This window comes from Collimonas silvisoli, assembly GCF_018305005.1.
Lineage (GTDB): Bacteria > Pseudomonadota > Gammaproteobacteria > Burkholderiales > Burkholderiaceae_D > Collimonas > Collimonas silvisoli.
The window spans coordinates 36,107-61,246 of sequence record NZ_JAGQEG010000015.1; the positions used below are offsets into that span (position 1 = coordinate 36,107).

Consider the following 25,140-nt stretch of genomic DNA (forward strand, 5'->3'; position numbering starts at 1 on the left):
CTCCCCGCTTACCAGCTTTCTTCTGAACTCTGCGGCGAGTCGCTCACTGCATTCGCCCTGGATTCCGCAAGGCGCTTCGACAGTAGCAAGACGTGCTGCGGCGGTGCCGATTCGGTGTAGGCGATGGCCCGGTTGATCATGGTCATCCGCTTGAGTTCGATGGATTTGTTGAATCTGATTTGTTTGAATCTCTTGTTCGGATCAGCGTCTTGGGTATCGATATGGCGTGTAACGAGATGGCGTGTGGTTCTGTCCGTCAGCGTTTCGTTCCGCTTGTTCACCACTGCCTGAGCCTGCTCGGGATGAGCCTGCAGATACTGCTTGACGGAGCTGCCTGCATGGCTGTGTTTCATCATGCCGGCATCGACCAGCGGCGCAGCATCCAGAACCAGCAGGGTGCCCAGCTCCTCCGTTCGCCTGGACTGCGATACCTGCGATCCTGGCTCTGCCCCGGTGCGCAGGGTGTCGTGGAATGCAGTGAAGGTCTCTTTTCGCGAATGCATCTTGAGTGCGAGCGATATGGAAAATATCCGGCAGCCGAAAGACGATTTCTGCAAATCCAGCGGAATGAAAGCGCACTTTGTCCGTTCGCCGAATTCTTCGTTGAAAAAGGTGGCGTAGTCCTCGTAATCGCTCTCGTTTTTCTCCTTCCGCAATGGGTCCGTCACGATGACGCTGGCGCCGGATGCATCCTTGCGGATGTCGGCCGCTCTGGTATGGGCGCCGTCATCGATGATGGCGCGGTATCGACCAGGCGGCGCGGATGCCATGAATTTGCCCACGTTGATCGACCCAGCCGGCGGGGATTGGTGTTCGGCGGTATCGGTGTGTAGCGAGACCAAGTTCAAGCCGCGATTGCGCCAGTTTTCCGAGGCGACCAATAGCGGCGCGATGGTCCGGTCAAGGTCCGTGATGACGAAGTCGGCCGCGACGGGATCGATGTTTTTTTCGTCCAGGTGCTTGAGCTTGGCGAGCGCATCTTTCAGCACGTCTTTCACTTCCGTGCGTGCTTGCCGAACTGCAGGCGGCTCGGCGGGGGCGGGTTGCGCTTGAACATTGGCCGTTCTGGCGGGGCCGGCGTTGCTGCGCCGGACTATTTCGCCAGCCGGCGTCGGGCGATTTCCGCCTTGGAGCGGCGCAACGGGTGTGTTGTTATCCCAGGATCGATTCAATAGGGGATGCTCAACCCCCATTCTTTGCATTGCCGCCCGGTTGTCGATCAGCACTTCATGTGCGGAGGTCGTGGTCGATGTCGCTCTGCCTGGCGAATCCGCCCGTTGTTTGCGTGACGGCGGCATGCCGAGTGGGTTTTCTGTCGCCGGGCGACGGCGTTTGGGCGTTGCAGGCGCGGCGACTTCCAGCGTCGATTGCGCAGCAGCGCTTGCGGCGATGCCATTGGATGGGGGGTGATCGCCGATGCGCATTTTTGCCTCCTGTATTTGCTGGCCTGCCAGCCACTCTCGCCATGCAAGCGTCTCGTTTCTATCGCCAAACCGCGCCGCTAGTCCGATGAGTCTACGGGTAGGCGCAGCGGCCCTTGCGATGCAAACGAAGGAGGGGAGCGGAATGCGAAGCAGGCAGCGGAGCGGCTGGGATGGCTCGGCTTTCATCTGCGGAGGGGGGGCCTGCGCTAAGGGCGGGTGTTGCTCTCGTCTGGCCGCCCTGCAGCCGATTCAGAATATTTTGAGCCATGCTGCATTATGAAAAAATATCAGCCTTAATGCTGGCGCTATGATAACTATATTTAATAATTTTTCCATCCATTCAAGTCGTGCGCCAACAAGGACTGGGTATGCGGGGTCAGCTGCCTATCCCACAGGGTTTGCAAGGCCGGCAGCGCCTCGGGTTGCAGCGCAGTTATTTGTGGCGTCATGTCAGTAATAATAGTTATCGCTCATGCCAGTTAAATTTCAGTCGGCAAAGAAACCCCGCCTGACTCCTGCGGTTTCCCATTTGCCGGCTGTTATGCGCTACATTATCCGGATTATTTGCGCTGTGTCTTTGACAACCGTGTAGCAATTGCCTAAGCAATTAAATGAAAGGAATCCCTTGTTTGCTCACATGCCTGTATTGAAAATGCTGCGCCGGACTGCTTGCGCTTTGCTGGCTGGCGCGGCCTTGATGTCGACTGCCGCTGCAGCGCCGGCTGCAAACCGTGATTGCCTGACTGAGTGCAAACCGCGCATCGGTATCGTTTCGGCGTTCGGTGCCGAGGCCGATATCTTGTTGGAGCAGACGCAGAAAAAACGCGACTGGAAAATCAACGGCAACCGGTTTACTACTGGTGAACTGCGCGGCAATCCGGTGGTGATTGTGCTCAGCGGCGTCAGCGTGGTGAACGCCACCATGGTGACGCAGCTGATGATGAATCATTTCCATGTCGAGCGTTTGCTGATGAGCGGGATTGCCGGCGGCATCAATCCGGCTAATCATGTCGGCGACGTGATCGTGGCGGAGAGTTGGGCCATGCCGATGGAAGTCTACTGGAACGGCGATGGCAGTTTGCCGTCGCCTTGCGGTGCGGCTGGCGATGTCAGCTGCCTGGGCGTCAAACTGGCGACGGCTAACGGCAAGCCGCGCCCGGATTTCAAATTCGATACAGCCAGCGGTGCGGTCAGTAGCGGCCTGTTCATGCGCGACAATTTCGTGATGAATGCGAGCAATGCGCCGCAAGGGGAATTCCGTTTCGAGTTCCAAGCCGATCCGGAGATGCTGGCGCTGGCCCGTACTTTGAAACCGGCATTGGCGAAGTGCGGGCCGAAGAATCCATCTTTGTGTGTCAGCGTCCAGCCTGAGTTGCGGGTTGGCGGCCGTGGCGTTTCCGTCGGCGCTTTCATGGCCAATCCAGGTTACAGGGCTTATCTCTACGATAATTTGCAGGCGCAGGTGCTGGATATGGAGACGGGTGCTTTTGCCCAGGTAGCGTACGCCAATCGCGTGCCTTTCATCGCGTTCCGCAGCTTGTCCGATCTGGCTGGAGGCAATGATTTCAAGGATGTCGGCGCCTTTTTTTGCAGCGGCCTGGCGGAGACTAATGAGGCGAGCGTGACGCTGGCTTTTCTGGAAGCGTGGAGCCGTCGCAAGCAGCGCTGACCTGCGCTGGCCCACGCTTCCAGTAAGCCAAGCGCAATTACTTTAAGGAAGCCAGTTTCTGCTCCAGAGCCTTGGCGTCGAGCGCGCTGCCGGTTCGGCTGCCGTCAACGAAATACACGGTGGGCGTGCCGACGATGCGCAGCTTCCTGCCCAATGCCAGCACCTTGTCATTCGGCGTCGGGCAGGTCGGCGCGGCTGCTGCTGCGGGTTTGCCGTTCGTCATCCAGTCGCTCCAGGCTTTGCTGCGATCTGCCGCGCACCAGATATCGCGCGACTTCACCACCGAATCGTCAGACAGGATATTGAGCAGGAAAGTATAGACCGTGACGTTGTCGATTTCCTGCAGGGTCTTGTGCAGATTCTTGCAGTAAGGGCAGTTCGGATCTTCGAATATCGCCAGCACCCGCTTGCCATTGCCCTTGACCGTCTTGACCGCTGCATCGAGCGGCAGATCGGCGAAATTGATCACTGCCAGCTGATCCACTCTTTCTTTCGTCAAGTCCTTGTAGGTATGGGTGTCGATGACTTTGCCGACCACGATGTAGTCCGCATTTTCATCGGTATAGAAGATGTCGCCGTTGGTGCGCACTTCATACAATCCAGCATACGGCGTCTTGCTCACTGCATCGACCTTGATGCCGACGCCCATGCGCGGTTCGATCAGTTTCTTGACGCGGGCTTCTTGCGCGGTTTCGGCGCCGGCGGTGGCCGCCGCCAGGGTAAGCAGCAGGAGCAAGGTTTTTGTTAACCGGGTCATGGCGTTTCCATCGGTAAGAAAGGGGGCAGGGGGCAGGTTTCAGCGTCAGATTTTTTTCTTGGCGTCGATGCCAGACAGATCGACCCCCGGCACCTTCTTGTGTTGCGCATCGGCCGGCGCCGCGTAACGGGTCGCCAGTTTCCAGTCGCCGTCGACCTGTTTCCAGGTATCGACGACAAATATGTTCTTTGCCAACGGACTGGAGGCGGCAACATCCAGCGACCAGAGGAAGCTGACGACCATCACGGCGCCATACTCATGCACCGCCATCTGTTGTACCTGCGATGCAAACGGCGTCTGCTTCAGGGCGCTGGCGATAGATTCCGCGCGCGGCGTCGGCCGGCCGGGAGCGGCAGCGCTGCGCAGTTCGTAGTCGTCGGCAAGACGTTTGTCGATGACGCCGCTATTGCGCTGTTGAACGGCGTCATTCAATTCGTTTTCCAGCGTGCTGAAAATCTGCACCGTGCGGGTCACGGTCGGGATGTTTCTCTGGGCCGGGGCGGCCGCCTGCTGGGCGAAACACGATATTGGGTTTGCCAGCAGCAGCGCCAGCAGAAGGGGAATTTTTTTCATGGCATGGACTCGGGCGATTGAATAGGAAAGACCATCAACTGAAACCCCGCCGCAGAGCGCTCTGCGGCGGAATCCCATGTTACATCACGACCGCCTTGCTATCAGGGATAGTGCTGGGCGCAAGCCTGGCTCGGCAGCAGAGTCCAGTTTTGCTGGATCAGATACTTCATCGTACCGATAGTCTGGTTGTACGCGGCGCCGTTGGAGGCAGTTGACGTAGCACCGAAATTCCATGCGCATTTGTCGCCGTTTTCCATGCCGTTGGACAGCGCGTACCAGGCGTTGCCGTCCGGATCGGTGGCGGTTTCTTCAAGTTCATGCGAAACAATGCTGGCCATCGCATCCGCGCCGGGCGTGTTGTTCGGGCTTGGCGTATTGGCGCCGCACGAGCTTGCGCACTGGGTTTCAGGATTGCCGATGAAGGCGTATTTGATGTTTTGACCGTTGATCGTGGCGTTGGTATGCCAGCCGCAATACTGGGTGCAGAAACCCGAGGTTGCAGTGGTGTTCTTGTCGGTCAATACGAAATAGATGCCGTTCGCATCCAGCGGCAGCGCACCGGCGTTGATCTTGTTGGCAACGATGGTCTGGATGTTCGCATCGGACAATTTGGTGCCGAGCGAACCGGTGTCGGTGGTAGTACCGGCGTAGTTGACGACATTCTGCACATGGGTGCCGGCCTTATCGTAGTAAGTCGTATTGATGTTGAAATAAGGTGAACCGCCGATATTGGTGCCGAGGTTGGTCAACACGTTTTGCGAGGCCGTATCCCAAGTACCGTACCAGATGTAATAGACGTTTTTCGTTCCGGTCATCACCGGGCCGCCTTGATAGGTCAGGTTGGCGGTGCGCTGAGCTCTCAGGGTTGCAGCTTTTTGCGCATGGGTCTGCACGTCCAGATCCAGTTCGCCCCAGCCTTTGCCGGTCGGTTTGTAGACCGCGTCGCTGGAGCTCTTGACGGCACCTGCAAGCGCAACGCTGGCGTAGGTAAGGGACAACGCTAGTACAACTAATTTGCGATTCAATTTCATTGCATCTCTCCGTAGTGGATGTGAATTGACATAGCCGGGCGTCCGATCAGGAGCGTCCGGTTACCGCATCTGGAGCGGGATTGCGTCTCGCTTCAGAGTCGACGCACGGCCGGGCCGCCACCTGCCATGGCAGAACCATAGGTGCGTCTAAGACAACCCGGGCATTCGTGCAGAACGCCAGGATTGAAATTCGGTAAAGCGAAGGAAATGAGAAGCTAGAAACGAAGGGGCGGGGCGAGAGGTCTTGAGGCAGCTTGGCGGGCGTACGGCTGAAAACGAATGAGGCTGAGCATCATGTTATTCCTCCTGTTGTACTGCCATGTGCCGGCGCCGCATGGTGGTGCGCGCCGCATCATTTTTATTGTGGTCAGGGTTGACCATGGGAAAGGAGTGTACCCCTCGATTTTCCTCAGCGGCAATGTATTTAATTGTTACCAGGAAACAAAATTGTAACGAGATGCTACAGAGTGATACAGTTGTCCAGCCATTGCATGCGAATGATTCTTGTAAAAAATGACAGCCGCAGCTGTAATGCCGTTCAGTTAAGATGCGCATAACTTCCGCGGCATCATTCCGGCGCATCACTACCCGCCGTACCCCGCATCGATCACCAGCTCGCTACCGCTGACAAAGCGGCTCGCATCCGACACCAGATACAAGATCCCCGCCGCCACGTCCGTGGCCGAACCTTTGCCCGCCAACATCCGCAATTCGGCGATGTCGGTCAGCGCCTGCGTCAAATCGCCCTGCTTGCGCTTGGCCGCCGCCAATGCAGGCGGCCGCACGACACCGGGATAAATCGAATTGATGCGAATGTTATGCGCAGCGTAGCGGATCGCATTCATATTCGCCACCCGCACCGCTGCCGTCGCCACGTGGTCGGCGGCTTCCTGCCGTTCACCATCCATGCTGCACAGCGACAGCACATTGACGATGGCGCCGCCGCCGGCCCGCTCCATTGCGGGGATCACGTGTTTGCTGCACAAGATGCTGCCATTCACATTGGCCTGCATCGCTTTTTCCCATTGCTTTATCGAGAGCCCCTGCGCCGACGGATTGTCGGCATCGATGCCGGCGCTGTTGATCAGGATATCGATGCGGCCGAAATGCGCCTCGACCGCTGCCATCACTCGCTGCACCGCGTTGCTGTTGCTGACGTCGAGTTGCCAAAACCTGGCCTTGTCCTGTTTGCTGCTGAGCAGCCTGGTGATGATGCGCCCCTCCGACTCGCGCTCATCCAGAATCGCCAAACGCGCACCGGCTGCAGACAGCGCGCAGGCGATTTGCAGGGCGATGCCGCTTGCAGCACCGGTGATCACCGCCACCTTGTTTTTGAGGGGAAAGTAAGCGTTGAGTGGATTCATGTCCGCTCAACCATGTCGAGGTTTCCGGCCTGTGCCGCTAGCGTGCCGATCAGGTCGACGAAGACCCTCTGTTCCAACACGCCGGCGGCGCACACCATCTCACCGGCGCGGATCACCAACGCCATTGGCGCGATGGAGTTGTCGATCACCTGCGCCCGGGTCTCTGCCGAGAGAGGCTGATCGCACAACACATCCAGGCGATCGGCAATGATGTCGGCGAGATCCTGCGGATCTGGTAAGGCAAACAGAGGCATTTCGTGCTCCTTATCGCTTTGTGTGTTCAGGCCACGGCGGAAGCCACCAGTAGTACGGTTGCAGTTAAAGCAGTGCTTATTTTCATTGGTGCTTCTTATTGGATAGCTGGCTTTGCGAACTTATCGAGATCAAATTTGGTGAGTCACGTGAAATGTCGTCAATGAAAACGACTTTATTGTAACGTATAACATCACAACGAGACTTTAAACATACTACTAAAGAAATCGATGTGAGTGAACCATTACGTATGTACGTAAAAGGTCACATATGGACGAAAAGCAACGAAAGCAACTAACGAAGGCCGTGGGACGGGCAATTGCCGTAAAGCGCGGCGAAGTGGGTTTATCTCAAGAAAAAGTTGCTGAGATACTAGGAATTAGCCGAGAAGCCGTTTCGAGATTGGAAACGGGTGTGGCTGTGCCGTCAGTTGTTCGGTTAGCTGAGCTGGCGGAAATTTTCGACTGCGGGATAGAAGAATTATTAACTGATGCGTCAAACCGAAAATTGGATCAGGCCCGGAAAATCTTTGAACTGATTGGTGACGTGTCCGATGAGCATAGAGAGATGCTTATGAATGTATTCAAGCAATTGACCCAAAGCCTTGTGGGGAAAAATAGTCATAAAGGGAAGGAAACGGATTGATATCAAATATCAATCCAAGTCATTGCTTGAAAGAGATTCCCAGAACCGTTCAAGGAAAACTGCCATCGTTGCTGCAACGACTTCGCCAGCGCTTGGTATCACTGCTCAATGAAGAACGGCCCGGCCGAAAATTCGGCCGGGCCGTGAAGGCTTTACCTCAACGTTATACCGTCAGAGTTCTGAAAAGAGACCTTAACTGAACGGCATGACAGCCGCAGCTGTCATTTTTTTCATCTGAATTTTCACCTGAACCGGATCAGGATCGCCGCATTTATTTAAACAGCAAGCGGATCGAATCCCAGGCGCGGCCGAAGATGGTGGCCTGGTTCACGCCTTCCAGCGCCACCACCGGGAATTCGGCGATGGTCTTGCCATCGGCGTTCACCTTGACCGTGCCGACCTTGGCGTTTTGCTGGATCGGCGCGATCAGCGGGTCGGTGCGCTCCAGCACCGGCTTGATCTTGTCGGCGATACCCTTCGGCACCGTTACGTAGACGTCATGCGTGAAGCCGATCTTGATCTGGCTCTTGGCGCCTTTCCAGACTTGCGGCGTATCCACTGCCTGGCCCTTGGCGTAGAGCTTGACGGCATCGAAATTCTGGAAACCCCAGTTCAACAGTTTTTGCGCTTCCTGGGTACGGGTGCCATCGGAGTTGGTGCCGATTACCACGGCCAGCAAACGGCGATCGCCGCCGGCGTTCGGACGCTTGGCGCTGGCGATGATGGAGTAGCCGGCGCTGCTGGTGTGGCCGGTCTTCATGCCGTCGACGGTCGGGTCCAGCCACAGCAGGCGGTTGCGGTTAGGCTGGGTGATTTTGTTGTAGGTGTATTTCTTGGTCGAATCGATCTTGTAGAACTCGGGGAAATCGACGATCACATGGGCTGCCAGTGTCGCCAGATCGCGCGCGGTGGAATACGTGTCGGCGCTTGGCAGGCCATGCGGATTGCCGAAGTGGGTCGATTTCATGCCCATCCGTTCTGCTTCGTGGTTCATCAGCGCGACGAAGGAGTCTTCGGTGCCTGCCACCGCTTCTGCCAACGCTACGGCAGCGTCGTTGCCCGATACCACCATCAAACCGTACAGCAGGTCGTTGATCGATACCGGCGTGGCTGGATCGATAAACATTTTCGAGCTGCTTGGGTCGACCTTCCAGGCGCGCACCGAGACGTTGACCATCTGGTCGAGGCTGATCTTCTTGTCCTTGAGCGCGTCAAAGACGACGTAGGCGGTCATGATCTTGGCCAGCGAAGCCGGTTCGACGCGCATGTCAGGATCTTGCGAGGCGACTACCTGGTTGCTGGTGGTATCCAGTAACAGCCATGATTTGGCAGCCACTGTCGGCGCCGGCAATGTCTGGGCAAAAGCAACAGATATGGAAAGGACAGTTGCAGCGAGCGCCGCGAGTATTTTTTTCATGGAGTATCGAGTAATGAAATCAGTAGCAATAAACCTGCGCCATCGACAACGATGAGCGTAGACGACGAGCAATTTTATTTGCGTAATGGGTTGAAAAATGCGTAAGCGGAGGCGGTTAGCGGACTGTAACAGCCGATTCGAAAGCGCCTGTCACGTACCCAGCGAGCATTTGCGCCTTGCCCTGCGCACCGGGTACGCGCCCTTCACTCTCGAATCGGCTGTTACAGTCCACTTGCAAACAACCGCATACAACCATGCCGACAGAATTATAGCGCTACCGCCTCTCCGACCGGCTTAAACACGCTGCAAGCACGCTTGCAATGTGCTCAAAGCGTGGTGTTCTAGCGGCGCCACATTTCGACCATGAGATTCTTGATATGTTGCAGCCGGCGATGAAAAAAATGATCGGCGCCGGGAATCACGATCACTGGAATGTCTTGCGGGCGCGCCCATTCGAACACGGCGGTGAGCGGAATCGTCTCGTCCAGCTCGCCGTGAATCAGGATGCTGTTGGCCGGCACGGTCGGCATCGGCCACTTGCCGGCGGCGGTGCCGACCAGCACCAGCCGTTCGGCCGCTGTCCCAGTCTCAGTCAGGCGCTGCTGCAATTGCGCCTGCACGAAAGTGCCGAACGAGAATCCGCTCAGCGCCAGCGGCAGATCGGGATATTGCTGGCGCATGTGGGCCAGCAACAGCGCCATGTCGTCGGTCTCGCCGCGGCCTTCGTCGTGGACCCCGGCGGATTTGCCGACGCCGCGGAAATTCATGCGTACCGTCGCATAACCCAGCGCCAGGAAGCCGCGTGCCAGCGTATGCACTACCTTGTTGTCCATGGTGCCGCCGAACAGCGGATGTGGATGGGCCACCAGCGCCAGACCGCGCGGTACGGCAAATGTTTCAGGGTCAGGCAGGTCTAGTGCACATTCGAGCTGGCCGACAGCGCCGGCGATGAAGAAGGGGAGCGTTTGGGCGTTCATTGAATTAATTCGGGGGTGATGAAGATTGAATGCGTATTGCCAGTGCAATGGTTTTGCTTAGATTTTCAGGCGTTCGACAATTTTCCCGCCGACTATATGGACATCGATGATTTCGTCGATATCTTGCGTGTCGACGTAGGTGTACCAGACGCCTTCCGGATAAATCACCAGCGCCGGCCCTTGTTCGCAGCGTTCCATGCAGCCGGCCTTGTTGATCCGCACCTTGCCTTCGCCGGCCAGGCCGAGTTGCTTGACGCGGCGCTTGGCGTGTTCCTGCGCGGCCTGCGCGCCGGCGTTGGCGCAGCAGACCCGTTCGCCCGGCTCGCGCTGGTTCAGGCAAAAAAATACATGGTGTTCGTAATACGGTTTGTCGCTCATTGCAATATTCTTGGATGGTTGGCTATAGCAGGGATCATACACCGGCGGCATGTTCGTTTCAGGAGGCGGCCTGCCTTGATGCTATCTTGACTCGCGCAACGCCAGCTTGCGGCGCCGCTGGTGCATTGGATGGAACAGGAACCAGAGTGTACAAAACGGCCACAGCAAGGCCAGGAACTGGGCGACGCCGTTAAAGTTGAGGAACTTCCCCTGTGACCAGGTTTGCAGGGTTTCGGTGTAATAGGGATTGTCCGGCATGATATTCACCAGCAATAAAGCCATGATCAAGGTCAGCCCGGCCAGGCGGCGTTGCGCCAGTTGCGGCGCGTAAGCCAGGCCGCCCAGCATGAGGCCGCCGATCAGCAAACCGCCGAACGAGCCCGGAGTCAGCCAGACGAAGGCATTGTCCGGCGCGAACAATAGCGCTGTCGCCAGGGTCTTGGCCATCAGCGTGGCAAACACCAGCAGCAAGGTCAGCGGCAGTTTCGGCGCCTGCTGGCGCAGCAGGATCAGGAAGGTCAGCGCGGCGCCGGTCAGGCCGCAGGCGGTAATGATGGTTTCGGTCAGCCAGTATTGGTCGGCGCTGAATTGAATATCGTTGGTCAGCCAGCCTTGCAGATCGACCGGCTGTTCCAGCAGGTCGGACAACCAGGTGGATAGCATGGAGGTGAACTGGCCAAAGCCGAACAGGTGGCTGAGCGGATAAATTTGCGCCAGCGGCCATAACGCCACTACCACCATGCCCTGGCTGGCTTCACGGTTGAACCAGCGCTCGCGCAGCTGCAGCAGACGGCTGTCGGGGCCAAAGCGCGGCCGCAGGATGGCGCCCAGCACCGCGCCGAGCAGGGCGCCGGCGCTATTCGTCATCAGATCGAGGTTGGAGGCGACGCGTGTCGGCAGAAAGGTTTGTACCGCTTCCATGCAGCCGGAGATCAGAATCCCGGCCAGGGTCGCCAGCAATACCGCCCAATACGGCGACCAGCGGCGCCAGCGCGGCAACGACAGCACCATCAGCATGCCTAGCGGCAGGTAGCCGGCGACATTGGTCCAGACATCGAACACGGTCCAGTAGTGCGGCAGTGGTGCGCTCAGATAGGCAAAGGCGGTCAGGCCGAGATCGCGCCAGCCGGCAAACGGATACCAGCTGGCGTAGACGATCAGCAGCAGATAAATCAGCAGGCTGACGCGGGCAAACGACGGCGCGGCAGAGGATGTCGAGGTTGTCTTTTGCTCGGTCATTATTTTTTCGGCGCTACTGTCGCCAGCCAGCTCATCAGATCGTCAATCACACCATCGTTGGCGGCCACAAAGGCGCTGGCGGCGCCGGCGGCGTCGGCGCTGGGAGCCGTGGCCTGGCGGCTGAAACTCTTTTGCGCCAGCAGCACCCGGCCATTGAACAGCGAAGCCCGCACCTGCAGCGTGGCCAGGCTGTGCGAGGGTGTATCGAAGGTCTGCGTGAAGTCATCCATATCGATTCGCAGCAAGGGAATGTTGAGTGCCGCATCCGACATTGCCAGCACGGTGCCGCCGGCCTGGGCCAGGCGCGATTTCAGGCGTTGCTGGAACAGCTGCGCCGGCGGCATGGTCCAGCGGCTGCTGGCGTAGGGCCGCGGTTGCAGTTGGTTGGCGTAGGCCAGGCGGAAAAACATCATGTTGTTGTCCAGCCAGGCCGGCGAATTGACATCGGCCAGGCTGATGGCTGGCAAGGCGGCTGCAGCGGCAGCAGTGGCCGGCAACTGCCCCAGATCGTATTGGGTGGGCGCCTCGATCCTGCTGGCGCAGCCGGCAACCAGGGTAATCGCGACTAAAGCCGACAGGGTTCTCAAGATAGCAGTCATTGCATGCCTTTAATCAGTTGGGGATGGGGGCGCGATGCCGTGGCGCTCGCTCCGTCACGTTGTGTGCTTTATTTTCCGGGAGCGACAAATCCCGCTTCCCCAGGTCCCGGAGGCAGGGCTTTACTGCCAAACAGAATGCTTTGCGGCTGCTGGTTGAACTGGTCCAGGGTCTGGTTCAGGGTCCGCATCGACGACCGTGTTTCCGTCGCCAGGGTATTGAAACGCGGCAGCGTGTCGTATTCGACACCGTTGGCGACCGAGCCGATATTTTGCACCGCACCGGCCAGATTGGCGACAGCGCCGTCCGGTCCTTGCAGGCCGGCGGTCAAGGTATTCAGGTTCTTGCTGAGCACAGTCATGTTGTTGGAGAGCGTCGTGACCGAGGTCAGCGCCTGATTCAGCTCGCTGGTCAAGACCGGCAGCTGGCGCAAGGTCGGCTGCAACTGCTGCGGAATGGGCCGGTATTCGTCGACGGTCTTGCTGACATCGCTGAACGCTTTAATCATGGTTTTCTGATTCTCCGGATCCAGCAGGCCGTTGAGTTTTTCCACCATCTCGCTGGCCCGCGCCAACATTACCGCGCCCTTGCTCTGCAGGTTGTCGAACAAGCTGGGGCGCAACTCTACGCGCGCCAGATGCTGTTTGCTGCTGGCGAGCCTGAGCGGCTTGCTGCCATCGTCGTCCAGCTGGATATAGGCAATCCCGGTCACACCTTGATAACCGAGGGTAGCAAAGGTGGATTGCGTCATTGGCGTATCCGGATTGATCTTGATCCTGATCAGGATCTGCCCCGGCGATTTGGGATCGAAGCTGATCGTATCGACTTTGCCGGCGTCCAGGCCGCGATAGCGGACATCGGCTTGCGGATTGAGCCCCGGCACCGAGAGTTTGGTGGCGATCTCGTAAGGAATCCGTTCCACCCGGTCGCTGTTGAACCACATGACGCCGAGCAGCGCCGCAATCAGCAGGGCCACCGTGAACAGCCCGGCGATCAGGGCGTGCGCTTTATTTTCCATAAGACTTCCTATTTACGCTTTCCGGCAAGCGCTTGCATGTTATCCGCACGTCTCGTGCTCAAAACGGTTAGCAGTAAGAAAAAATGATGCAATAAAAGGATGGCGCACCTGCATTACACGCTCTGGCGTGTCGTAGGCGATCACATGTTTGTCCGCCAGCACCGCAATCTTGGTCGACAAAGCCAGCAGCGGTTCCAGATCGTGGGTGATCATCACCACGGTCAGACGCATGTCCTTGTGCAGCGAGCGGATCAGCCCGATAAAAGCGGCTGACGACGCCGGATCGAGCCCGGCCGTCGGTTCATCCAGAAACAGCAATTCCGGTTCCAGCGCCAGGGCCCGTGCCAGCGCCACCCGCTTGACCATGCCGCCCGACAGATCGGACGGCATTTTCAACGCATGTTCAGGGCCGATGCCGGCCATCTGCAGCTTGAGCAGCGCCGCATCCCTGATCAGCCGATCCGGCAAGGCGCGCAACTCGCGCATCGGCAATGCCACATTGTCGAGCACCGTCAAGGCCGAAAACAAGGCGCCTTGCTGAAACAGCATGCCCCAGCGATTTTGCAGCGTATACATTTGCTTGACATCGGCCTGGTTGATATCGGTGCCGAACACCGTTACCTTGCCTTTGGCGGGCCGGTTCAGGCCCAGTATCTGCCGCACCAAGGTAGTCTTGCCGGAGCCGGAGCCGCCCACCAGGCCGACGATCTCGCCGGCGTCGATCCGCAGATCCAGATCCTGATGGATCACCGCCGCGCCGAACTGGGTCCAGAGCTGGTCGATTTCGATGATCGGCGTTGGTTCGGCCATCAGAATCCCACGCCGCTGAAAATAATCGCAAATATCGCATCGGCGACGATGACGATAGTGATGGCGCTGACTACAGAGGTGGTGGTGCCATGCCCCAGGCTTTCGGTATTCGGTTCGATGCGCAGGCCGAAATAGCAAGCCACCATCGCAATCAAGCCGCCGAACACCGCGCCTTTGCCGAGGCCGATCAGATAATTGGGCAACGGCACCGCGTTCGGCAGCTGTTGCAGGAAATAGGTGGGCGATAAGCCCAGTTGCAATTGCGCTGCCGTCATCCCGCCCAAGAGCGCAATCGCATCGGTCCAGATCACCAGCAAAGGCATCGCCACCAGCAAGGCCAGCACGCGCGGCAAAATCAGCCGGAAGCCGTGCGGCAGGCCCATCACCAGCATCGCATCGAGTTCTTCCGTGACGCGCATCACGCCCAGCTGCGCGGTGATCGCCGAACCGGAGCGGCCGGCCACCAGGATCGCCGCCAACAGCGGGCCGAGTTCGCGGATGATGCTCATGCCAAGAATATTCACCAGGTAGACATCGCCGCCAAAGGTATGCAATTGCTGTGCCGACAAAAACGACAGCACCACGCCGATCAGGAAACCGACCAGCGCGGTAATCCCCAGAGCCTGGTAGCCGACATGGTAGATATTGGCGGAAATCTCTTTCCACGGCGCCCGCTGCGGTACTTGCAGCATGCGCAGGAAATCCAGCATCAGTTGCCCGAGCAGAGTGATAAAGCCGGCTAGGTGCGCCAGGATATCGACGCCCACGTCGTAGACCGCATTGAACAGGCGGCGGCGCGGCGGTTTGGGCGGCGACGCCAGGCTGCCGGCGTTAGCCAGGCGCTGAAAGAAATCGCGGTGCTGCGGCGCCAGGGTCAATTGCCGGGGCCGGGTTTTACCCCATGCATTCCATAAGAATTGGGCGCCGATATGATCCAGCGTGCCGATATCCGATAAATCCCAGCGCAATGCATCGCTTTGCCTGGCCAGGATTTTCAATTTGACTTGCAGCGCCTTGATCACTCCCGGTTGCGTCAAGGCATGCACCTGCCAGTCGCCGCGCGCAGCAACCAGGCTGCCATCTTTGAGATCGAGAACGGGAAGTGTGGAATCTGGATTCGGCATCGCATCAGTTTAAGGGAGAATTGCCGTTAGCACTATTGCAGTAATGACAAAAGCAGGCCAGGCGCGGCGATCGGATCAGCGAATCGGCGATTTCCAGAGGAATATGCCACAGGGATGGCTAGTTTCGCTGTTTTGTGTGTGTTTTCACAGGTAATCGCCTGCATCGCCAGCCGCATTCCGCCATAACTCCCGCTACAATGCGCGGCATGACTGCACAATCCACTGCACTTCCTGTTGCCCCAATTTCGCCCGCGAGCGCATTGTCCGCCGCCCGTATCGCCGCATTTGCCGGCCATCACGCCGAGCAATGCCAGATCGAAGTGGTGGCCGAGACCGGTTCTACCAATGCCGATCTGCTGGCGCGCGTCGCCGGCGGCGCGCAGCCGGTGCTGAACGCCCCGACCCTGCTGGTGGCGCAGACGCAAACCGCCGGCCGCGGGCGCGCTGGCCGTGCCTGGCTGACGGCGCCGTCGGCGGCGCTGACGTTTTCGCTGGCTTGGCCGTTTGCCGCACCGTTGCAGGCGCTGGTCGGCTTGCCGCTGGCGGTGGGTGTGACGATTGCCGAGACCCTGGCCGATTTCGGCGTCGACGTACAGTTGAAATGGCCGAACGACGTTTTGCAAAACGGCCGCAAGCTGGCCGGCGTCCTGATCGAAACCGCGCCCGCGCCCGATCAGCGGGGCCAGCAAGACCAGCGGGTTTGGGCGGTGATCGGCATCGGCATCAATCTCGCCATGCCGGAACAATTGCAAGAACAAATCGGCCGCCGTATCGCCAATCTGCCGGCACCGGCGGCGCAGGATCGCGAGCTGTTGCTGGGATCGTTACTGAGCGGGCTTGCGCAAAGCATGCGGCAATTCGAAAGTCAGGGCCTGGCGGCTTTTGTCGAGCGCTGGAACCGGCTGCATGCATTTGCCGGCCAGCAGGTGCTGATCCTGGACCAGGGCGAGACCCTGCACGAAGGCCGGGCGCTGGGCATCGACCGGATCGGGCGCTTGCTGTTGCAGACGGACGGCGGCAGCAGCCCGATCGCCATCATGGCCGGCGATATTTCATTGCGCCCGAAGGAAGGCTGACCCATGACCATGCTGTTGATCGATGTCGGCAATACCCGCATCAAATGGGCGCTTGCGGCGTTGCCGGAGCCGGGCGGCTTGCCGGGCGAGTGGCTGGAAAGCGGCTCGGCGGCGCTCAGCGCACTGGTGGCGCTGAGTGAGCGCTGGCGCAAGCTGACGGTGACGCGCATACTGATTTCCAATGTTGCTGGCGAGCATACACGGGGGCGCTTGCAGACGCTGCTGGAGACGGTTTTCGGCGCTGGCATGCGGCCGCACTGGTTTGTCTCGCTGCCGCAACTGGCCGGCCTGCGCAACGCCTATCGCGATCCGGCGCAACTGGGCTGCGACCGGTTTGCCGCGGCGCTGGGTGCGCAACAGTTGTTTCCGCAGCAGGCGCTGATCGTTGCTACTTGCGGCACCGCCACCACGATCGACGCGGTCAGCGCTGACGGCGTCTTCACTGGCGGCATGATCCTGCCGGGCTTGGGCTTGATGGCGACTTCGCTGGCGCGCAGCACCGCGCAATTGCCGCACATTACGGATCACGTGCAAGTGAACACGTTGTTTGCCGACAATACCGACGACGCTATCGTCAGCGGCTGCATCAACGCTCAGGTCGGCGCCATCGAGCGCGCGGTTGCGCTGCACCGGCAGCAATCCGGCGACACGCGCATACGTTGTATCGTGGCGGGCGGTTCGGCGGCGTTGATTGCGCCGTATCTGTCCATAGCGCATGAAACAGTTGATAATCTGGTGCTGATTGGTTTACAAACTGCAGCAGTAACTCTCTAAAGACATGTTGAAAATAATTTTCTGGCTGCTGTTACTGGCGAACGCCGCCCTGTTCGCCATGCAAAAAGGCTATCTCGGCGCGCTCTACAGCAACGGCCGCGAGCCGACCCGCATCGGCAAGCAGTTGCAGGCGGATAAAATCAAGATGACGCCAGCCGACGCTGCTCCTGTTCCTGCCGCTGCGGCTGCGGTGACCAGTGCCGCCCCGGCAGCCGCAGCCGCCGATCTGACGCCGGTGGCCTGTACCGAAGTCGGCAATTTCAATGCGGCCGAAGCGCGCCGGTTTTCGAGCCAGCTGGCGGAGCGCACGCCCGCCGTCAAATTTGTCCGCCGTGAAATCCAGGAAGTGGCCAGCCATATGGTGTACCTGCCGTCGCTGGGCAGCAAGGAAGCGGCCGACAAAAAGGCTGAGGAGGTGCGCCGGCTTGGGATCACTGATTTTTTCGTGATCCAGGATTCCAGCGCGCTGCGCTATGGCATTTCCCTGGGTATTTTCAAAACCGACGAAGCTGCACAAAAGCAAGTGGCCAGCCTGGCCAAGCGCGGCCTGAGCGGCGCCAAGGTCGGCACGCGCAGCGTCAGTTCCAGCAAGGTGGCGTTCCAGTTGCGCGATCTGGGTGGCGATGCGAAGCTTGCCTTCGATAAGATCAAGGCGGATTTTCCTAGCCAGGAAGTGCGCAGCTGTCCTTAGATTTTTAAACTGCCGGCTTTTGCTGCTGCGTGGCGCTGTTCCGTTCTTGTTGCAGCAGGCGTTGCAAACAAGCCGGGCAGTAGCATTGCGCCGCCGCCAGACTGGCGCCGGCCAGCGGCGGCAGCAGGCTGCACCAGCAGGGCTGATCGGCATGCTGGCCGGCGCCGCAAGAAAACTGCTGGTGGCAGGCGGGACATTGCGCCATGGTGCTTTTCCTTTGCGTGGTATTACGTAGTGGTCAGGGGCACCCGCGATCCTGATGGCGATTCAGGCAAATTCGCATGCTCAAAACGACGGGCTTGCGACGCCATGATAACGATCTTGCCGGCCTGTGCAACCAGCGCCACACTTGAGGCGCTTGTCACAGCTTGTCACACCTAAGCAATCACATTTCAATGTAAAATCGCGCTGATCCATCGCGCAGCGATTTTTAACTCCCCCCGAGTTGCAGTCTTTGCACCTTTTACTTTCTTCTGACAAGCTCAGAACCTCTCTTGTAGGACTGTTCATGGCCGATTTGACCAACGATCTTGCCAACGTTGCACCAGGAATCAAAGCTGAAATTCTGGCCGAGGCGTTACCGTACATCCGTCAATTCCACGGTAAAACCATTGTCGTCAAATACGGCGGCAATGCAATGACCGAAGAGCGCCTGAAGCACGGCTTCGCGCGCGACGTGATTTTGCTGAAACTGGTCGGCATGAACCCGGTGGTGGTGCACGGCGGCGGCCCGCAAATCGACAACGCGCTGAAGAAAATCGGCAAGCAGGGCACTTTCGTGCAAGGCATGCGTATCACCGACGAAGAAACCATGGAAGTGGTGGAGTGGGTGCTGGGCGGCGAAGTGCAGCAGGATATCGTGATGCTGATCAACCACTACGGCGGCCAGGCAGTCGGCCTGACCGGCAAGGATGGCGGCCTGATCCGCGCCCGCAAATATCGCATGCCGGACCGCGAAAAGCCGGGCGAATTCCTCGACATCGGTTTTGTCGGCGAAATCGAAGCCATCAATCCGGCGGTGGTCAAAGCCTTGCAGGATGACGCTTTCATTCCGATCATTTCGCCTATCGGCTTTGGCGCCGACGGCCAGGCTTACAACATCAATGCCGACGTCGTGGCTGGCAAGATCGCTGAGATCCTGCATGCGGAAAAACTGATCATGATGACTAATATTGCCGGTGTGCAAGACAAGCAGGGCAATCTGGTGACTGATTTGTCGGCGCGTGAGATCGATGAAATGTTCAAGGACGGCACCATCTCCGGCGGCATGCTGCCGAAGATTTCATCGGCGCTGGATGCAGCCAAGTCGGGCGTCAACACGGTCCACATCATCGATGGCCGGATCGAGCACTCGCTGCTGCTGGAAGTGTTGACCGAACAGGCGTTCGGCACCATGATCCGCTCGCACTAAGCTCCCGCGAGAGCCGGAAACAGAAAAGCGCGAGGCTTCAGCCCCGCGCTTTTTTTAATGCATTAGGCAGGGACTAACAAGGCCAGGTGCTCCGGCTCCAGATAGCACCATTCCCCCAGTTCCAGTTCCAGCGCGTCCAGCGTTAGGCCGCCGATAGCGGTGCGGCGCAAGGCGGTGCAATGGTTGCCGGCGGCGACCAGCATGCGCTTGACCTGATGGTATTTACCCTGTTCCAGCACGATCTCGATTTCATGTTCGCCCAGCTTGCGGCAGCTGACCGCCGCCAGGGTTTGCGGCTCATCATGCAATTTGACGCCAGCCAGCAGGCTTTGCACCAGTTCCTCGGTCACCGGTTCATGGGTGGTGGCAACATACAGCTTGGGCACATGGCGCTTGGGCGAAGACTGGGCGTGAATGAAGCTGCCGTCGTCCGACATCAGCAGCAAGCCGGTGGTGTCGTGATCGAGCCGTCCGACCGGCTGCACATCGCGCCAGCTGAATTGTTCCGGCAGGATGCTCAGCACACCGGGGTGATGGCTGGGTTTGCGCGAGCACTCGATATCGGCCGGTTTGTTGAGCACGATATAGACGTGTTCGCGGTAGGTCCATTCTTCCTCGAACAGGGTGAAGACCAGGCCGTCGGTGTCGGGCGTGGATTTATAGTCGGTAACGGCGGCGCCGTTGATGACGACTTCGCCGTCTTCGATTAACTCGCGGCAATATTTTCGGCTGCCGAAGCCCTGCGATTGCAGGATTCGGTCTAAGGTCAGTTTAGGCATGGCGGGAATGTAGCAGAACGGTGCGGGAACGGAAAGGGGGCGACGAGCCGTGTATTCAGGTCGTCGCCCAACTGTCGTTTACGCCTCTTGTTTCGCCGCGTTCAACTTGGCATAAGCGGCCAGCAAGCGCTGATGCATATCGCAGCCTTCCAGGTTCAGGCCAGGGGCATTCAAGCCGAAGAAGCGCTGTTCGCGATTCAGCAATGCCTTCGCTTGTTGCAGGGCGGCCGCGCCGTACAAGTGTTGCAGCGACTCTGCATAAGGAGCGGCGTCGCCCAGGCCGATCAGGCTTTCGATGCAGCGGTAAACCAATTGGCGCTCGGTGCTGATCTGGTTGAAATGGCGAATCCAGTCGCAGCCTTCGCGCACCGCGTCGAGATCGCCGATGGCCAGCGCCAGCAGGGTTTTCAATTCGCCTACGCGCAGTTCCTTCCAGAGCGAGCCGACATCGGCGGCGAGGCCGATCAGGGCGGCTACCGGGCGCTGGTCGGCCAGGCCCAGTTCGTTCAATGTTTCCAGCAGATCGCTGCATTCGTCGTCGTCCAGGTCGGACAGGAACAGGATCGGTTCGCGGATGTCGTTGCCGACGCTGCTGTTGTCCCATTCCAGGTCTTCCACCGGGTAGATGTCGGACATGCCCGGCACCAGAATGCGACAGGCGTACACGCCCAGATGGCTGAAATCGGCGATGTAGATATCGTGGCCGGCGGCGTGGATGGCGGCGACCGACCAGGCGTAGTCTTCGGCGGTGGTGTTGCTGAAGTTCCAGTCGCTGAATTCAAAATCCGGCGTTGCGTGCAGAAAATTCCAGCTGATGATGCCGCTGGAATCGACGAAATGGATTTCCAGGTTTTGCGAATGGGCGATTTCTTCCAGGTCGAAACCGGGTTCAGGGAAGCCGTCCAGGGCGTCCAGCGCGCGGCCTTGCAGCAATTCGGTGAGGGCGCGTTCTAGCGCGATTTCGAAACGCGGGTGGGCGCCGAAGCTGGAGAAACAGCCTTGGTCGCGCGGATTGAGCAGGGTCACGTTCATCACCGGGTACTTGCCGCCCAGCGAAGCATCCTTGACCAGGATGCCGAAACCGGCGGCACGCAATTCGCGGATGCCGGCGGCGATGCGCGGATAGCGGGCAATGACTTCTTCCGGCACATCCGGCAGGCACAGGCCTTCCTTGATGATGCGGAATTTGACATCGCGTTCGAAGATTTCCGACAGCGCCTGAGTCCGTGCTTCCGCGGCGGTATTACCGGCCGACATGCCGTTGCTGACATACAGGTTGCCGATGATGTTGACCGGGAACCAGACCGTGGCGCCGTCGCGTTCGCGCACATAGGGAATCGTGCAGATGCCGCGTTCTTCATTGCCGGAGTTGTAATCGACCAGGGTAGTGGCGTCGACCGTGCCTTCCGGGTTGTAGAATTTTTGCAGTTCCGGCGTCAGCAGGCCGTGCGGCCAGGTTTCATCGTCGTCGTTGAGCTTGAACCATTGTTCACGCGGGTAATGGACAAACCCGGCGTTGGCGTTCTTTTCGCCCAGATAGTAATGGGTCCAGAAATAGTTGCAGGACAGCCGTTCGAAAAATTCGCCCAGCGCGCTGGCGCGCGAGGCCTGTTCGGATGCGCCTTTGCCGTTGGTGAACAGCAGCGGGCAATCGCGGTCGCGGATATGCACCGACCAGGCGCCGTCGATCGGATTCAGCCACGAACGTTCTTCAATATGGAAGCCTAGCTTCTCCAGCTTGCCCTGCATGGAGCTGATGGACGATTCGAGCGAGGCATCTTTGCCTGGGATAAAACTTTCGGTTGGCATCTGGATTCCTGGAGTAAGAGTGAGAATGGGGGAGGCGGCATGCCAGGCGGCATATTCTGGCAATGATAATTGCACAACAGCCGCCGGCAACGCGGAATGGCAGGATGATACCCTGTGTCGCCGCTTGCAGCCATGCCGAACCCGAATTACTTATTCACCCTTATTCGCCATTATTCCTTCACCGCCTGATGCCGGAAGCACTCGACGCAATGGTCGTTGACCATGCCGATCGCCTGCATATAGGCGTAAATGATGGTGGAGCCGACAAATTTGAAGCCGCGCTTGGACAGATCCTTCGAAATACGGTCGGACAAGGGCGTCTTAGCCGGATTGCCGCCCAGCAGCGTCCATTGATTCTGGATCGGCGCGCCATCGACATAAGCCCACAAGAAGGGCGCCAGGCCGCCAACGTCGGTGCGCAGGCGCAGATAGGCTTGAGCGTTGCTGATGGTGGCGGCAATCTTCAGGCGGTTGCGGACGATGCCGGCGTCGGCCAGCAGCGAAGCCACCTTGTCCTGGTCGTAGCGGGCGATTTTTTTGGCGTCCCAGCCGTCGAAGGCGCGCCGGTAGTTATCGCGCTTGTTGAGGATGGTTTCCCAGCTCAGGCCGGCTTGCGCACCTTCCAGGTTCAGCATTTCGAATAGCCGCACCTCGTCGTGGCAGGGCTGGCCCCACTCCTCGTCGTGATAGGCCAGGTAGCGCGGATTGGCGGGATTGGCCCAGGCGCAGCGGGTAACTGTGGTGGTCATGGTCGGTGCAGGGGAGGAACTTTGCCGGTTCCTCGGAGTTGAGGTATGCACATGCTACCGCATCGCGTCGAAATCATCCGGGCAGGCCACAACGGAGCAGCGGCGCATTCGCATACTTTTTTTGCATACCTCACAGCTTGGCGCTGTGCCAGAATTGAATTCTCTACTTTTTTAGGAATCCGATCATGCAAGACCCGCTGGTCTATCTCAATGGCAGCATGACGCCGCTGTCCGAAGCGCGTATCCCGGTGCTGGATCGCGGCTTTATTTTCGGCGACGGCGTGTATGAGGTGATTCCTATCTACGGCCGTAAATTATTCCGTGCCGAGCACCATCTGGCGCGCCTGTTTCGCAGCCTGGCAAAAATCAGTATTCCAAATCCGCATGACAAAGAGCAGTGGATGGCGCTGATCCAGGGCGTGATCGACGCCCATCCGGCGGATGACCAGATGGTCTATATCCACGTCACCCGCGGCGTCGCCAAGCGCGGCCATGCTTTCCCGAAAGAGCCGCTGACGCCGACCGTGTTCATCATGACCAACCCGCTGGTGCTGCCGAGCGCCGCCTTGCGCGCCAGCGGCGTGCCTTGCGTATCAATGGAAGATCAACGCTGGCTGCATTGCGAAATCAAGTCGATTTCCTTGCTGGGCAATGTGCTGGCGGCGCAAAATGCGGCGGAGCACGGTGTAGTCGAGGCGATCCAGTTCCGCGACGGCTGGCTGACCGAAGCATCGTCTTCCAATGTGTGGGTCGTCAAGCGCGGCAAGCTGATGGCGCCGCCCAAGGATAATTTGATCCTGGAAGGGATTCGTTACCGCCTGATCGAGGAATTGTGCGCCGCCGGCGGGATTCCGTTCGAAGCGCGCCGGATTGCTCGCGAAGAAGTGTTCGCGGCCGATGAAGTGCTGCTGTCGTCGGCCACCAAGGAAGTGTTGGCGGTGGTCTCGATTGACGGCAAGACTATTGGAAACGGCGAACCCGGCCCCATATACAAACGGTTATACGAGGCTTATCAGGCGGCCAAGGCAGCTTTGTAGCAGCAAGATGCCATAGCGTGGCCGATGCAAGTATTGCAGGGCGGGAAATCATGTGTTTTCTGCCCTGCTTCTATTTGCACAAGCTGTTCCGGCGGATTGCCGGCCGCCGATAAGCTTTTATTGCGAGGAGCAGTTTCGGGAGTAAACTATCCACCTGCGTCACTGTTAAAGAGCCACCATCATGACCGAACCCACCGAAAGCCTGATCGAATACCCCAGCGATTTTCCCATCAAGATCATGGGACCGACGCACGACGCGTTTGCGCCGACCATCGTCGGCGTGGTGGTGCAGCATGACCCGACTTTCCATATAGACAAGCTGGAAGTGCGGCCATCGTCCAAGGGCAACTATACCGGCCTGACCGCCACCGTCCGCGCTACCAGTCGTGAACAATTGGATAATCTCTACCGGGCTTTATCGTCCCATCCGATGGTCAAGATGGTGCTTTAGGGCCTGCGAAATTACGGCCCGGGCTCTCCGGGCCATTCGCTTTGCGCCTTGAAATTTCTGATCTCCTCCAGCAGCCAGCGATGAAAAGCCTGTACCTGCGGCTTGCTCATCGCTTCCTTGGTGCAGGCGAAATAATAAGATAGCGGACAGCGCGCGACGACGTCGAACAAGCGCACCAACTCCCCCGAAGCAATTTCCTGCAGCGCAATCGCGTGCCGGGTCAATGCAATTCCCAATCCATCCGAAGCCGAACGCAACAGCATCGAGGCATCCTCGATCAGCAAGCCGCCGGTCGGCTCCACCAGATCGACTCCGGCCGCTTCGAACCACGGCAGCCACGACGACTCGGTATCCATGCGCAGCAGGCTGCACTGCTCCAGTTCCTGCGGCGATTTCGGCAGGTTGCCGCCGCGGTAGTTCGGGCTGGCCACCGGATAATAAAAATCATCCATCAGTTTTTCCACCACCAGGCCCGGATAGTGGCCCAGGCCGTAGCGCAGGCCGACGTCGATAGGTTCACGCTCCAGGTCGTTGAGGTGACTGCTCGATTGCAGCACCACCTCGGTATCGGGATGCAGGTCGATGAATTTCCACAGCCGCGGCGCCAGCCAGCGCGCAGCAAACGACGGCAGGGCGGAAATCGTCAGCCGCTTCTGTTTGGCGTCCATTTTCAAGGCCTCGGCCGCAAACGCGATTTCATTCAACGATTTGCGGATGACGGCGGCAAAGCGCTGCCCCTGTTCGGTGATCGTGATGCGTTTGCCGTGGCGGCTGAACAACATGATGCCCAACTCTTGCTCCAAAGCCCGGATCTGATGGCTGATCGCCCCCGGCGTCACATAGATTTCTTCGGCGGCGCGCGAAAAGCTGTCATTGCGGGCTGCAGCTTCGAAGGCGCGTAAAGCGGAGAGATTGGGCAGTTTCCGGAGGTCAGCCATTTTTATATGAGGAAAATTAGCAAGGTGGAAGAAAATTACTCGTTTTGTTACTACTCGTCAGTTGACTAGAATGGCTCTGTAGAAACAAGGAATGTCCATATAAAGCGGTTAGCAGGAGATTTGGCGTTCACGGGCGTTCATTAGCGGCCA

The 25,140-nt window shown here is 58.7% G+C and carries 28 protein-coding genes; 8 read left to right on the forward strand and 20 right to left on the reverse strand.

Annotated features, from left to right (window positions below; translation table 11 throughout):
- Positions 1-8: 8 nt before the first annotated feature.
- Together KHU33_RS05720 and KHU33_RS26660 are read right to left on the reverse strand one after the other, a co-directional pair.
- A complete protein-coding gene (locus KHU33_RS05720; protein ID WP_211461550.1) occupies positions 9-1,424 on the reverse strand; it encodes a YopJ family acetyltransferase in 1,416 nt (471 codons plus the stop codon).
- A 320-nt stretch (positions 1,425-1,744) separates the two neighbouring features.
- Positions 1,745-1,873 carry a hypothetical protein gene (locus tag KHU33_RS26660; protein WP_268907112.1) on the reverse strand — a complete coding sequence of 43 codons (129 nt, stop codon included), beginning with the start codon at positions 1,871-1,873 and terminating at the stop codon, positions 1,745-1,747.
- Positions 1,874-2,049: 176 nt separating this feature from the next.
- On the opposite strand from KHU33_RS26660, the gene KHU33_RS05725 reads away from it, so the two are divergent.
- Entirely contained in the window at positions 2,050-3,093 is a 1,044-nt protein-coding gene (locus tag KHU33_RS05725; protein WP_230414074.1) for a 5'-methylthioadenosine/S-adenosylhomocysteine nucleosidase family protein, read from the forward strand.
- Between the two features lie 37 nt (positions 3,094-3,130).
- On the opposite strand, the gene KHU33_RS05730 is transcribed toward KHU33_RS05725, so the two are convergent.
- The 5 genes from KHU33_RS05730 to KHU33_RS05750 form a co-directional block, all read right to left on the reverse strand.
- Positions 3,131-3,850 carry a DsbC family protein gene (locus KHU33_RS05730; RefSeq protein WP_211461551.1) on the reverse strand — a complete coding sequence of 240 codons (720 nt, stop codon included), beginning with the start codon at positions 3,848-3,850 and terminating at the stop codon, positions 3,131-3,133.
- Positions 3,851-3,895: 45 nt separating this feature from the next.
- On the reverse strand, positions 3,896-4,423 hold the full coding sequence (locus tag KHU33_RS05735) for a nuclear transport factor 2 family protein (protein WP_211461552.1): 528 nt from the start codon (positions 4,421-4,423) through the stop codon (positions 3,896-3,898).
- 101 nt (positions 4,424-4,524) lie between these two features.
- Positions 4,525-5,454: a hypothetical protein gene (locus tag KHU33_RS05740; RefSeq protein WP_211461553.1), complete on the reverse strand. Its 930-nt coding sequence runs from the start codon at positions 5,452-5,454 to the stop codon at positions 4,525-4,527.
- 584 nt (positions 5,455-6,038) lie between these two features.
- The gene (locus KHU33_RS05745; protein ID WP_211461554.1) at positions 6,039-6,818 is read right to left on the reverse strand and encodes an SDR family NAD(P)-dependent oxidoreductase; all 780 of its coding nucleotides are present in this window, start codon (positions 6,816-6,818) and stop codon (positions 6,039-6,041) included.
- On the reverse strand, positions 6,815-7,072 hold the full coding sequence (locus KHU33_RS05750) for a hypothetical protein (RefSeq protein WP_211461555.1): 258 nt from the start codon (positions 7,070-7,072) through the stop codon (positions 6,815-6,817). Before KHU33_RS05750 ends, KHU33_RS05745 begins: the two co-directional genes overlap by 4 nt.
- Before the next feature lie 268 nt (positions 7,073-7,340).
- Between KHU33_RS05750 and KHU33_RS05755 the strand changes: the two genes are divergently transcribed.
- A complete protein-coding gene (locus KHU33_RS05755; RefSeq protein WP_211461556.1) occupies positions 7,341-7,715 on the forward strand; it encodes a helix-turn-helix domain-containing protein in 375 nt (124 codons plus the stop codon).
- Positions 7,716-7,986: 271 nt separating this feature from the next.
- Here the strand turns inward: KHU33_RS05755 and KHU33_RS05760 are convergent, their stop codons facing one another.
- The 8 genes from KHU33_RS05760 to KHU33_RS05795 form a co-directional block, all read right to left on the reverse strand.
- Positions 7,987-9,132 (reverse strand): D-alanyl-D-alanine carboxypeptidase family protein, encoded by a 1,146-nt coding sequence (locus tag KHU33_RS05760; protein WP_211461557.1) that lies wholly within the window; start codon positions 9,130-9,132, stop codon positions 7,987-7,989.
- A 341-nt stretch (positions 9,133-9,473) separates the two neighbouring features.
- The gene (locus KHU33_RS05765) at positions 9,474-10,109 is read right to left on the reverse strand and encodes an alpha/beta hydrolase (protein WP_211461558.1); all 636 of its coding nucleotides are present in this window, start codon (positions 10,107-10,109) and stop codon (positions 9,474-9,476) included.
- 57 nt (positions 10,110-10,166) lie between these two features.
- Positions 10,167-10,487, reverse strand: a complete 321-nt coding sequence (locus KHU33_RS05770) for a (2Fe-2S) ferredoxin domain-containing protein (protein ID WP_211461559.1) — start codon at positions 10,485-10,487, stop codon at positions 10,167-10,169.
- 81 nt (positions 10,488-10,568) lie between these two features.
- Positions 10,569-11,726, reverse strand: coding sequence for a VanZ family protein (locus tag KHU33_RS05775; RefSeq protein ID WP_211461560.1), 1,158 nt, complete (start codon positions 11,724-11,726; stop codon positions 10,569-10,571).
- On the reverse strand, positions 11,726-12,325 hold the full coding sequence (locus KHU33_RS05780) for an ABC-type transport auxiliary lipoprotein family protein (protein WP_211461561.1): 600 nt from the start codon (positions 12,323-12,325) through the stop codon (positions 11,726-11,728). Before KHU33_RS05780 ends, KHU33_RS05775 begins: the two co-directional genes overlap by 1 nt.
- A gap of 68 nt (positions 12,326-12,393) precedes the next feature.
- Positions 12,394-13,341 carry an MlaD family protein gene (locus KHU33_RS05785; RefSeq protein ID WP_211461562.1) on the reverse strand — a complete coding sequence of 316 codons (948 nt, stop codon included), beginning with the start codon at positions 13,339-13,341 and terminating at the stop codon, positions 12,394-12,396.
- Between the two features lie 39 nt (positions 13,342-13,380).
- A complete protein-coding gene (locus tag KHU33_RS05790) occupies positions 13,381-14,151 on the reverse strand; it encodes an ABC transporter ATP-binding protein (protein ID WP_211461563.1) in 771 nt (256 codons plus the stop codon).
- Complete coding sequence (locus tag KHU33_RS05795) at positions 14,151-15,275, reverse strand: MlaE family ABC transporter permease (protein ID WP_211461564.1); 1,125 nt, start codon at positions 15,273-15,275, stop codon at positions 14,151-14,153. The genes KHU33_RS05790 and KHU33_RS05795 overlap by 1 nt, the downstream gene beginning before the upstream one ends.
- Positions 15,276-15,481: 206 nt before the next feature.
- Here KHU33_RS05795 and KHU33_RS05800 point away from each other — a divergent pair, with 206 nt between their 5' ends.
- Genes KHU33_RS05800 through KHU33_RS05810 form a run of 3 tightly spaced genes read left to right on the forward strand, consistent with a single transcriptional unit; the run spans position 15,482 to position 17,816 of the window.
- Entirely contained in the window at positions 15,482-16,351 is an 870-nt protein-coding gene (locus KHU33_RS05800) for a biotin--[acetyl-CoA-carboxylase] ligase (protein ID WP_211461565.1), read from the forward strand.
- Between the two features lie 3 nt (positions 16,352-16,354).
- Positions 16,355-17,125: a type III pantothenate kinase gene (locus KHU33_RS05805; protein WP_211461566.1), complete on the forward strand. Its 771-nt coding sequence runs from the start codon at positions 16,355-16,357 to the stop codon at positions 17,123-17,125.
- Positions 17,126-17,129: 4 nt separating this feature from the next.
- Entirely contained in the window at positions 17,130-17,816 is a 687-nt protein-coding gene (locus tag KHU33_RS05810; protein ID WP_211461567.1) for an SPOR domain-containing protein, read from the forward strand.
- Between the two features lie 4 nt (positions 17,817-17,820).
- Here KHU33_RS05810 and KHU33_RS05815 read toward each other — a convergent pair whose 3' ends face one another.
- The gene (locus tag KHU33_RS05815) at positions 17,821-18,021 is read right to left on the reverse strand and encodes a cysteine-rich CWC family protein (protein WP_211461568.1); all 201 of its coding nucleotides are present in this window, start codon (positions 18,019-18,021) and stop codon (positions 17,821-17,823) included.
- Between the two features lie 303 nt (positions 18,022-18,324).
- Here KHU33_RS05815 and argB point away from each other — a divergent pair, with 303 nt between their 5' ends.
- The gene (gene argB / locus KHU33_RS05820) at positions 18,325-19,227 is read left to right on the forward strand and encodes an acetylglutamate kinase (protein ID WP_014008176.1); all 903 of its coding nucleotides are present in this window, start codon (positions 18,325-18,327) and stop codon (positions 19,225-19,227) included.
- 62 nt (positions 19,228-19,289) lie between these two features.
- On the opposite strand, the gene KHU33_RS05825 is transcribed toward argB, so the two are convergent.
- The 3 genes from KHU33_RS05825 to KHU33_RS05835 form a co-directional block, all read right to left on the reverse strand.
- Positions 19,290-20,006 (reverse strand): pseudouridine synthase, encoded by a 717-nt coding sequence (locus KHU33_RS05825; RefSeq protein ID WP_211461569.1) that lies wholly within the window; start codon positions 20,004-20,006, stop codon positions 19,290-19,292.
- A gap of 78 nt (positions 20,007-20,084) precedes the next feature.
- Complete coding sequence (gene ycaO / locus KHU33_RS05830) at positions 20,085-21,815, reverse strand: 30S ribosomal protein S12 methylthiotransferase accessory factor YcaO (protein ID WP_211461570.1); 1,731 nt, start codon at positions 21,813-21,815, stop codon at positions 20,085-20,087.
- A gap of 170 nt (positions 21,816-21,985) precedes the next feature.
- The gene (locus tag KHU33_RS05835; protein ID WP_211461571.1) at positions 21,986-22,564 is read right to left on the reverse strand and encodes a DNA-3-methyladenine glycosylase I; all 579 of its coding nucleotides are present in this window, start codon (positions 22,562-22,564) and stop codon (positions 21,986-21,988) included.
- A gap of 185 nt (positions 22,565-22,749) precedes the next feature.
- On the opposite strand from KHU33_RS05835, the gene KHU33_RS05840 reads away from it, so the two are divergent.
- Both KHU33_RS05840 and KHU33_RS05845 read left to right on the forward strand, forming a co-directional pair.
- Complete coding sequence (locus KHU33_RS05840; RefSeq protein ID WP_211461572.1) at positions 22,750-23,601, forward strand: D-amino acid aminotransferase; 852 nt, start codon at positions 22,750-22,752, stop codon at positions 23,599-23,601.
- 181 nt (positions 23,602-23,782) lie between these two features.
- Complete coding sequence (locus tag KHU33_RS05845; protein ID WP_211461573.1) at positions 23,783-24,052, forward strand: DUF493 family protein; 270 nt, start codon at positions 23,783-23,785, stop codon at positions 24,050-24,052.
- An 11-nt stretch (positions 24,053-24,063) separates the two neighbouring features.
- On the opposite strand, the gene gcvA is transcribed toward KHU33_RS05845, so the two are convergent.
- Positions 24,064-24,990: a transcriptional regulator GcvA gene (gcvA, locus tag KHU33_RS05850; RefSeq protein ID WP_211461574.1), complete on the reverse strand. Its 927-nt coding sequence runs from the start codon at positions 24,988-24,990 to the stop codon at positions 24,064-24,066.
- Between the last annotated feature and the right edge of the window lie 150 nt (positions 24,991-25,140).

Excerpts from the sequence above, each read along its gene's own strand:
- KHU33_RS05720 (WP_211461550.1), bottom strand. The coding sequence starts at position 1,424 with ATGCGCATCGGCGATCACCCCCCATCCAATGGCATCGCCGCAAGCGCT.
- KHU33_RS26660 (WP_268907112.1), bottom strand. The coding sequence starts at position 1,873 with ATGACGCCACAAATAACTGCGCTGCAACCCGAGGCGCTGCCGGCCTTG.
- KHU33_RS05730 (WP_211461551.1), bottom strand. The coding sequence starts at position 3,850 with ATGACCCGGTTAACAAAAACCTTGCTCCTGCTGCTTACCCTGGCGGCG.
- KHU33_RS05735 (WP_211461552.1), bottom strand. The coding sequence starts at position 4,423 with ATGAAAAAAATTCCCCTTCTGCTGGCGCTGCTGCTGGCAAACCCAATA.
- KHU33_RS05740 (WP_211461553.1), bottom strand. The coding sequence starts at position 5,454 with ATGAAATTGAATCGCAAATTAGTTGTACTAGCGTTGTCCCTTACCTAC.
- KHU33_RS05745 (WP_211461554.1), bottom strand. The coding sequence starts at position 6,818 with ATGAATCCACTCAACGCTTACTTTCCCCTCAAAAACAAGGTGGCGGTG.
- KHU33_RS05750 (WP_211461555.1), bottom strand. The coding sequence starts at position 7,072 with ATGCCTCTGTTTGCCTTACCAGATCCGCAGGATCTCGCCGACATCATT.
- KHU33_RS05755 (WP_211461556.1), top strand. The coding sequence starts at position 7,341 with ATGGACGAAAAGCAACGAAAGCAACTAACGAAGGCCGTGGGACGGGCA.
- KHU33_RS05760 (WP_211461557.1), bottom strand. The coding sequence starts at position 9,132 with ATGAAAAAAATACTCGCGGCGCTCGCTGCAACTGTCCTTTCCATATCT.
- KHU33_RS05765 (WP_211461558.1), bottom strand. The coding sequence starts at position 10,109 with ATGAACGCCCAAACGCTCCCCTTCTTCATCGCCGGCGCTGTCGGCCAG.
- KHU33_RS05770 (WP_211461559.1), bottom strand. The coding sequence starts at position 10,487 with ATGAGCGACAAACCGTATTACGAACACCATGTATTTTTTTGCCTGAAC.
- KHU33_RS05775 (WP_211461560.1), bottom strand. The coding sequence starts at position 11,726 with ATGACCGAGCAAAAGACAACCTCGACATCCTCTGCCGCGCCGTCGTTT.
- KHU33_RS05780 (WP_211461561.1), bottom strand. The coding sequence starts at position 12,325 with ATGACTGCTATCTTGAGAACCCTGTCGGCTTTAGTCGCGATTACCCTG.
- KHU33_RS05785 (WP_211461562.1), bottom strand. The coding sequence starts at position 13,341 with ATGGAAAATAAAGCGCACGCCCTGATCGCCGGGCTGTTCACGGTGGCC.
- KHU33_RS05790 (WP_211461563.1), bottom strand. The coding sequence starts at position 14,151 with ATGGCCGAACCAACGCCGATCATCGAAATCGACCAGCTCTGGACCCAG.
- KHU33_RS05795 (WP_211461564.1), bottom strand. The coding sequence starts at position 15,275 with ATGCCGAATCCAGATTCCACACTTCCCGTTCTCGATCTCAAAGATGGC.
- KHU33_RS05800 (WP_211461565.1), top strand. The coding sequence starts at position 15,482 with ATGACTGCACAATCCACTGCACTTCCTGTTGCCCCAATTTCGCCCGCG.
- KHU33_RS05805 (WP_211461566.1), top strand. The coding sequence starts at position 16,355 with ATGACCATGCTGTTGATCGATGTCGGCAATACCCGCATCAAATGGGCG.
- KHU33_RS05810 (WP_211461567.1), top strand. The coding sequence starts at position 17,130 with ATGTTGAAAATAATTTTCTGGCTGCTGTTACTGGCGAACGCCGCCCTG.
- KHU33_RS05815 (WP_211461568.1), bottom strand. The coding sequence starts at position 18,021 with ATGGCGCAATGTCCCGCCTGCCACCAGCAGTTTTCTTGCGGCGCCGGC.
- argB (WP_014008176.1), top strand. The coding sequence starts at position 18,325 with ATGGCCGATTTGACCAACGATCTTGCCAACGTTGCACCAGGAATCAAA.
- KHU33_RS05825 (WP_211461569.1), bottom strand. The coding sequence starts at position 20,006 with ATGCCTAAACTGACCTTAGACCGAATCCTGCAATCGCAGGGCTTCGGC.
- ycaO (WP_211461570.1), bottom strand. The coding sequence starts at position 21,815 with ATGCCAACCGAAAGTTTTATCCCAGGCAAAGATGCCTCGCTCGAATCG.
- KHU33_RS05835 (WP_211461571.1), bottom strand. The coding sequence starts at position 22,564 with ATGACCACCACAGTTACCCGCTGCGCCTGGGCCAATCCCGCCAATCCG.
- KHU33_RS05840 (WP_211461572.1), top strand. The coding sequence starts at position 22,750 with ATGCAAGACCCGCTGGTCTATCTCAATGGCAGCATGACGCCGCTGTCC.
- KHU33_RS05845 (WP_211461573.1), top strand. The coding sequence starts at position 23,783 with ATGACCGAACCCACCGAAAGCCTGATCGAATACCCCAGCGATTTTCCC.
- gcvA (WP_211461574.1), bottom strand. The coding sequence starts at position 24,990 with ATGGCTGACCTCCGGAAACTGCCCAATCTCTCCGCTTTACGCGCCTTC.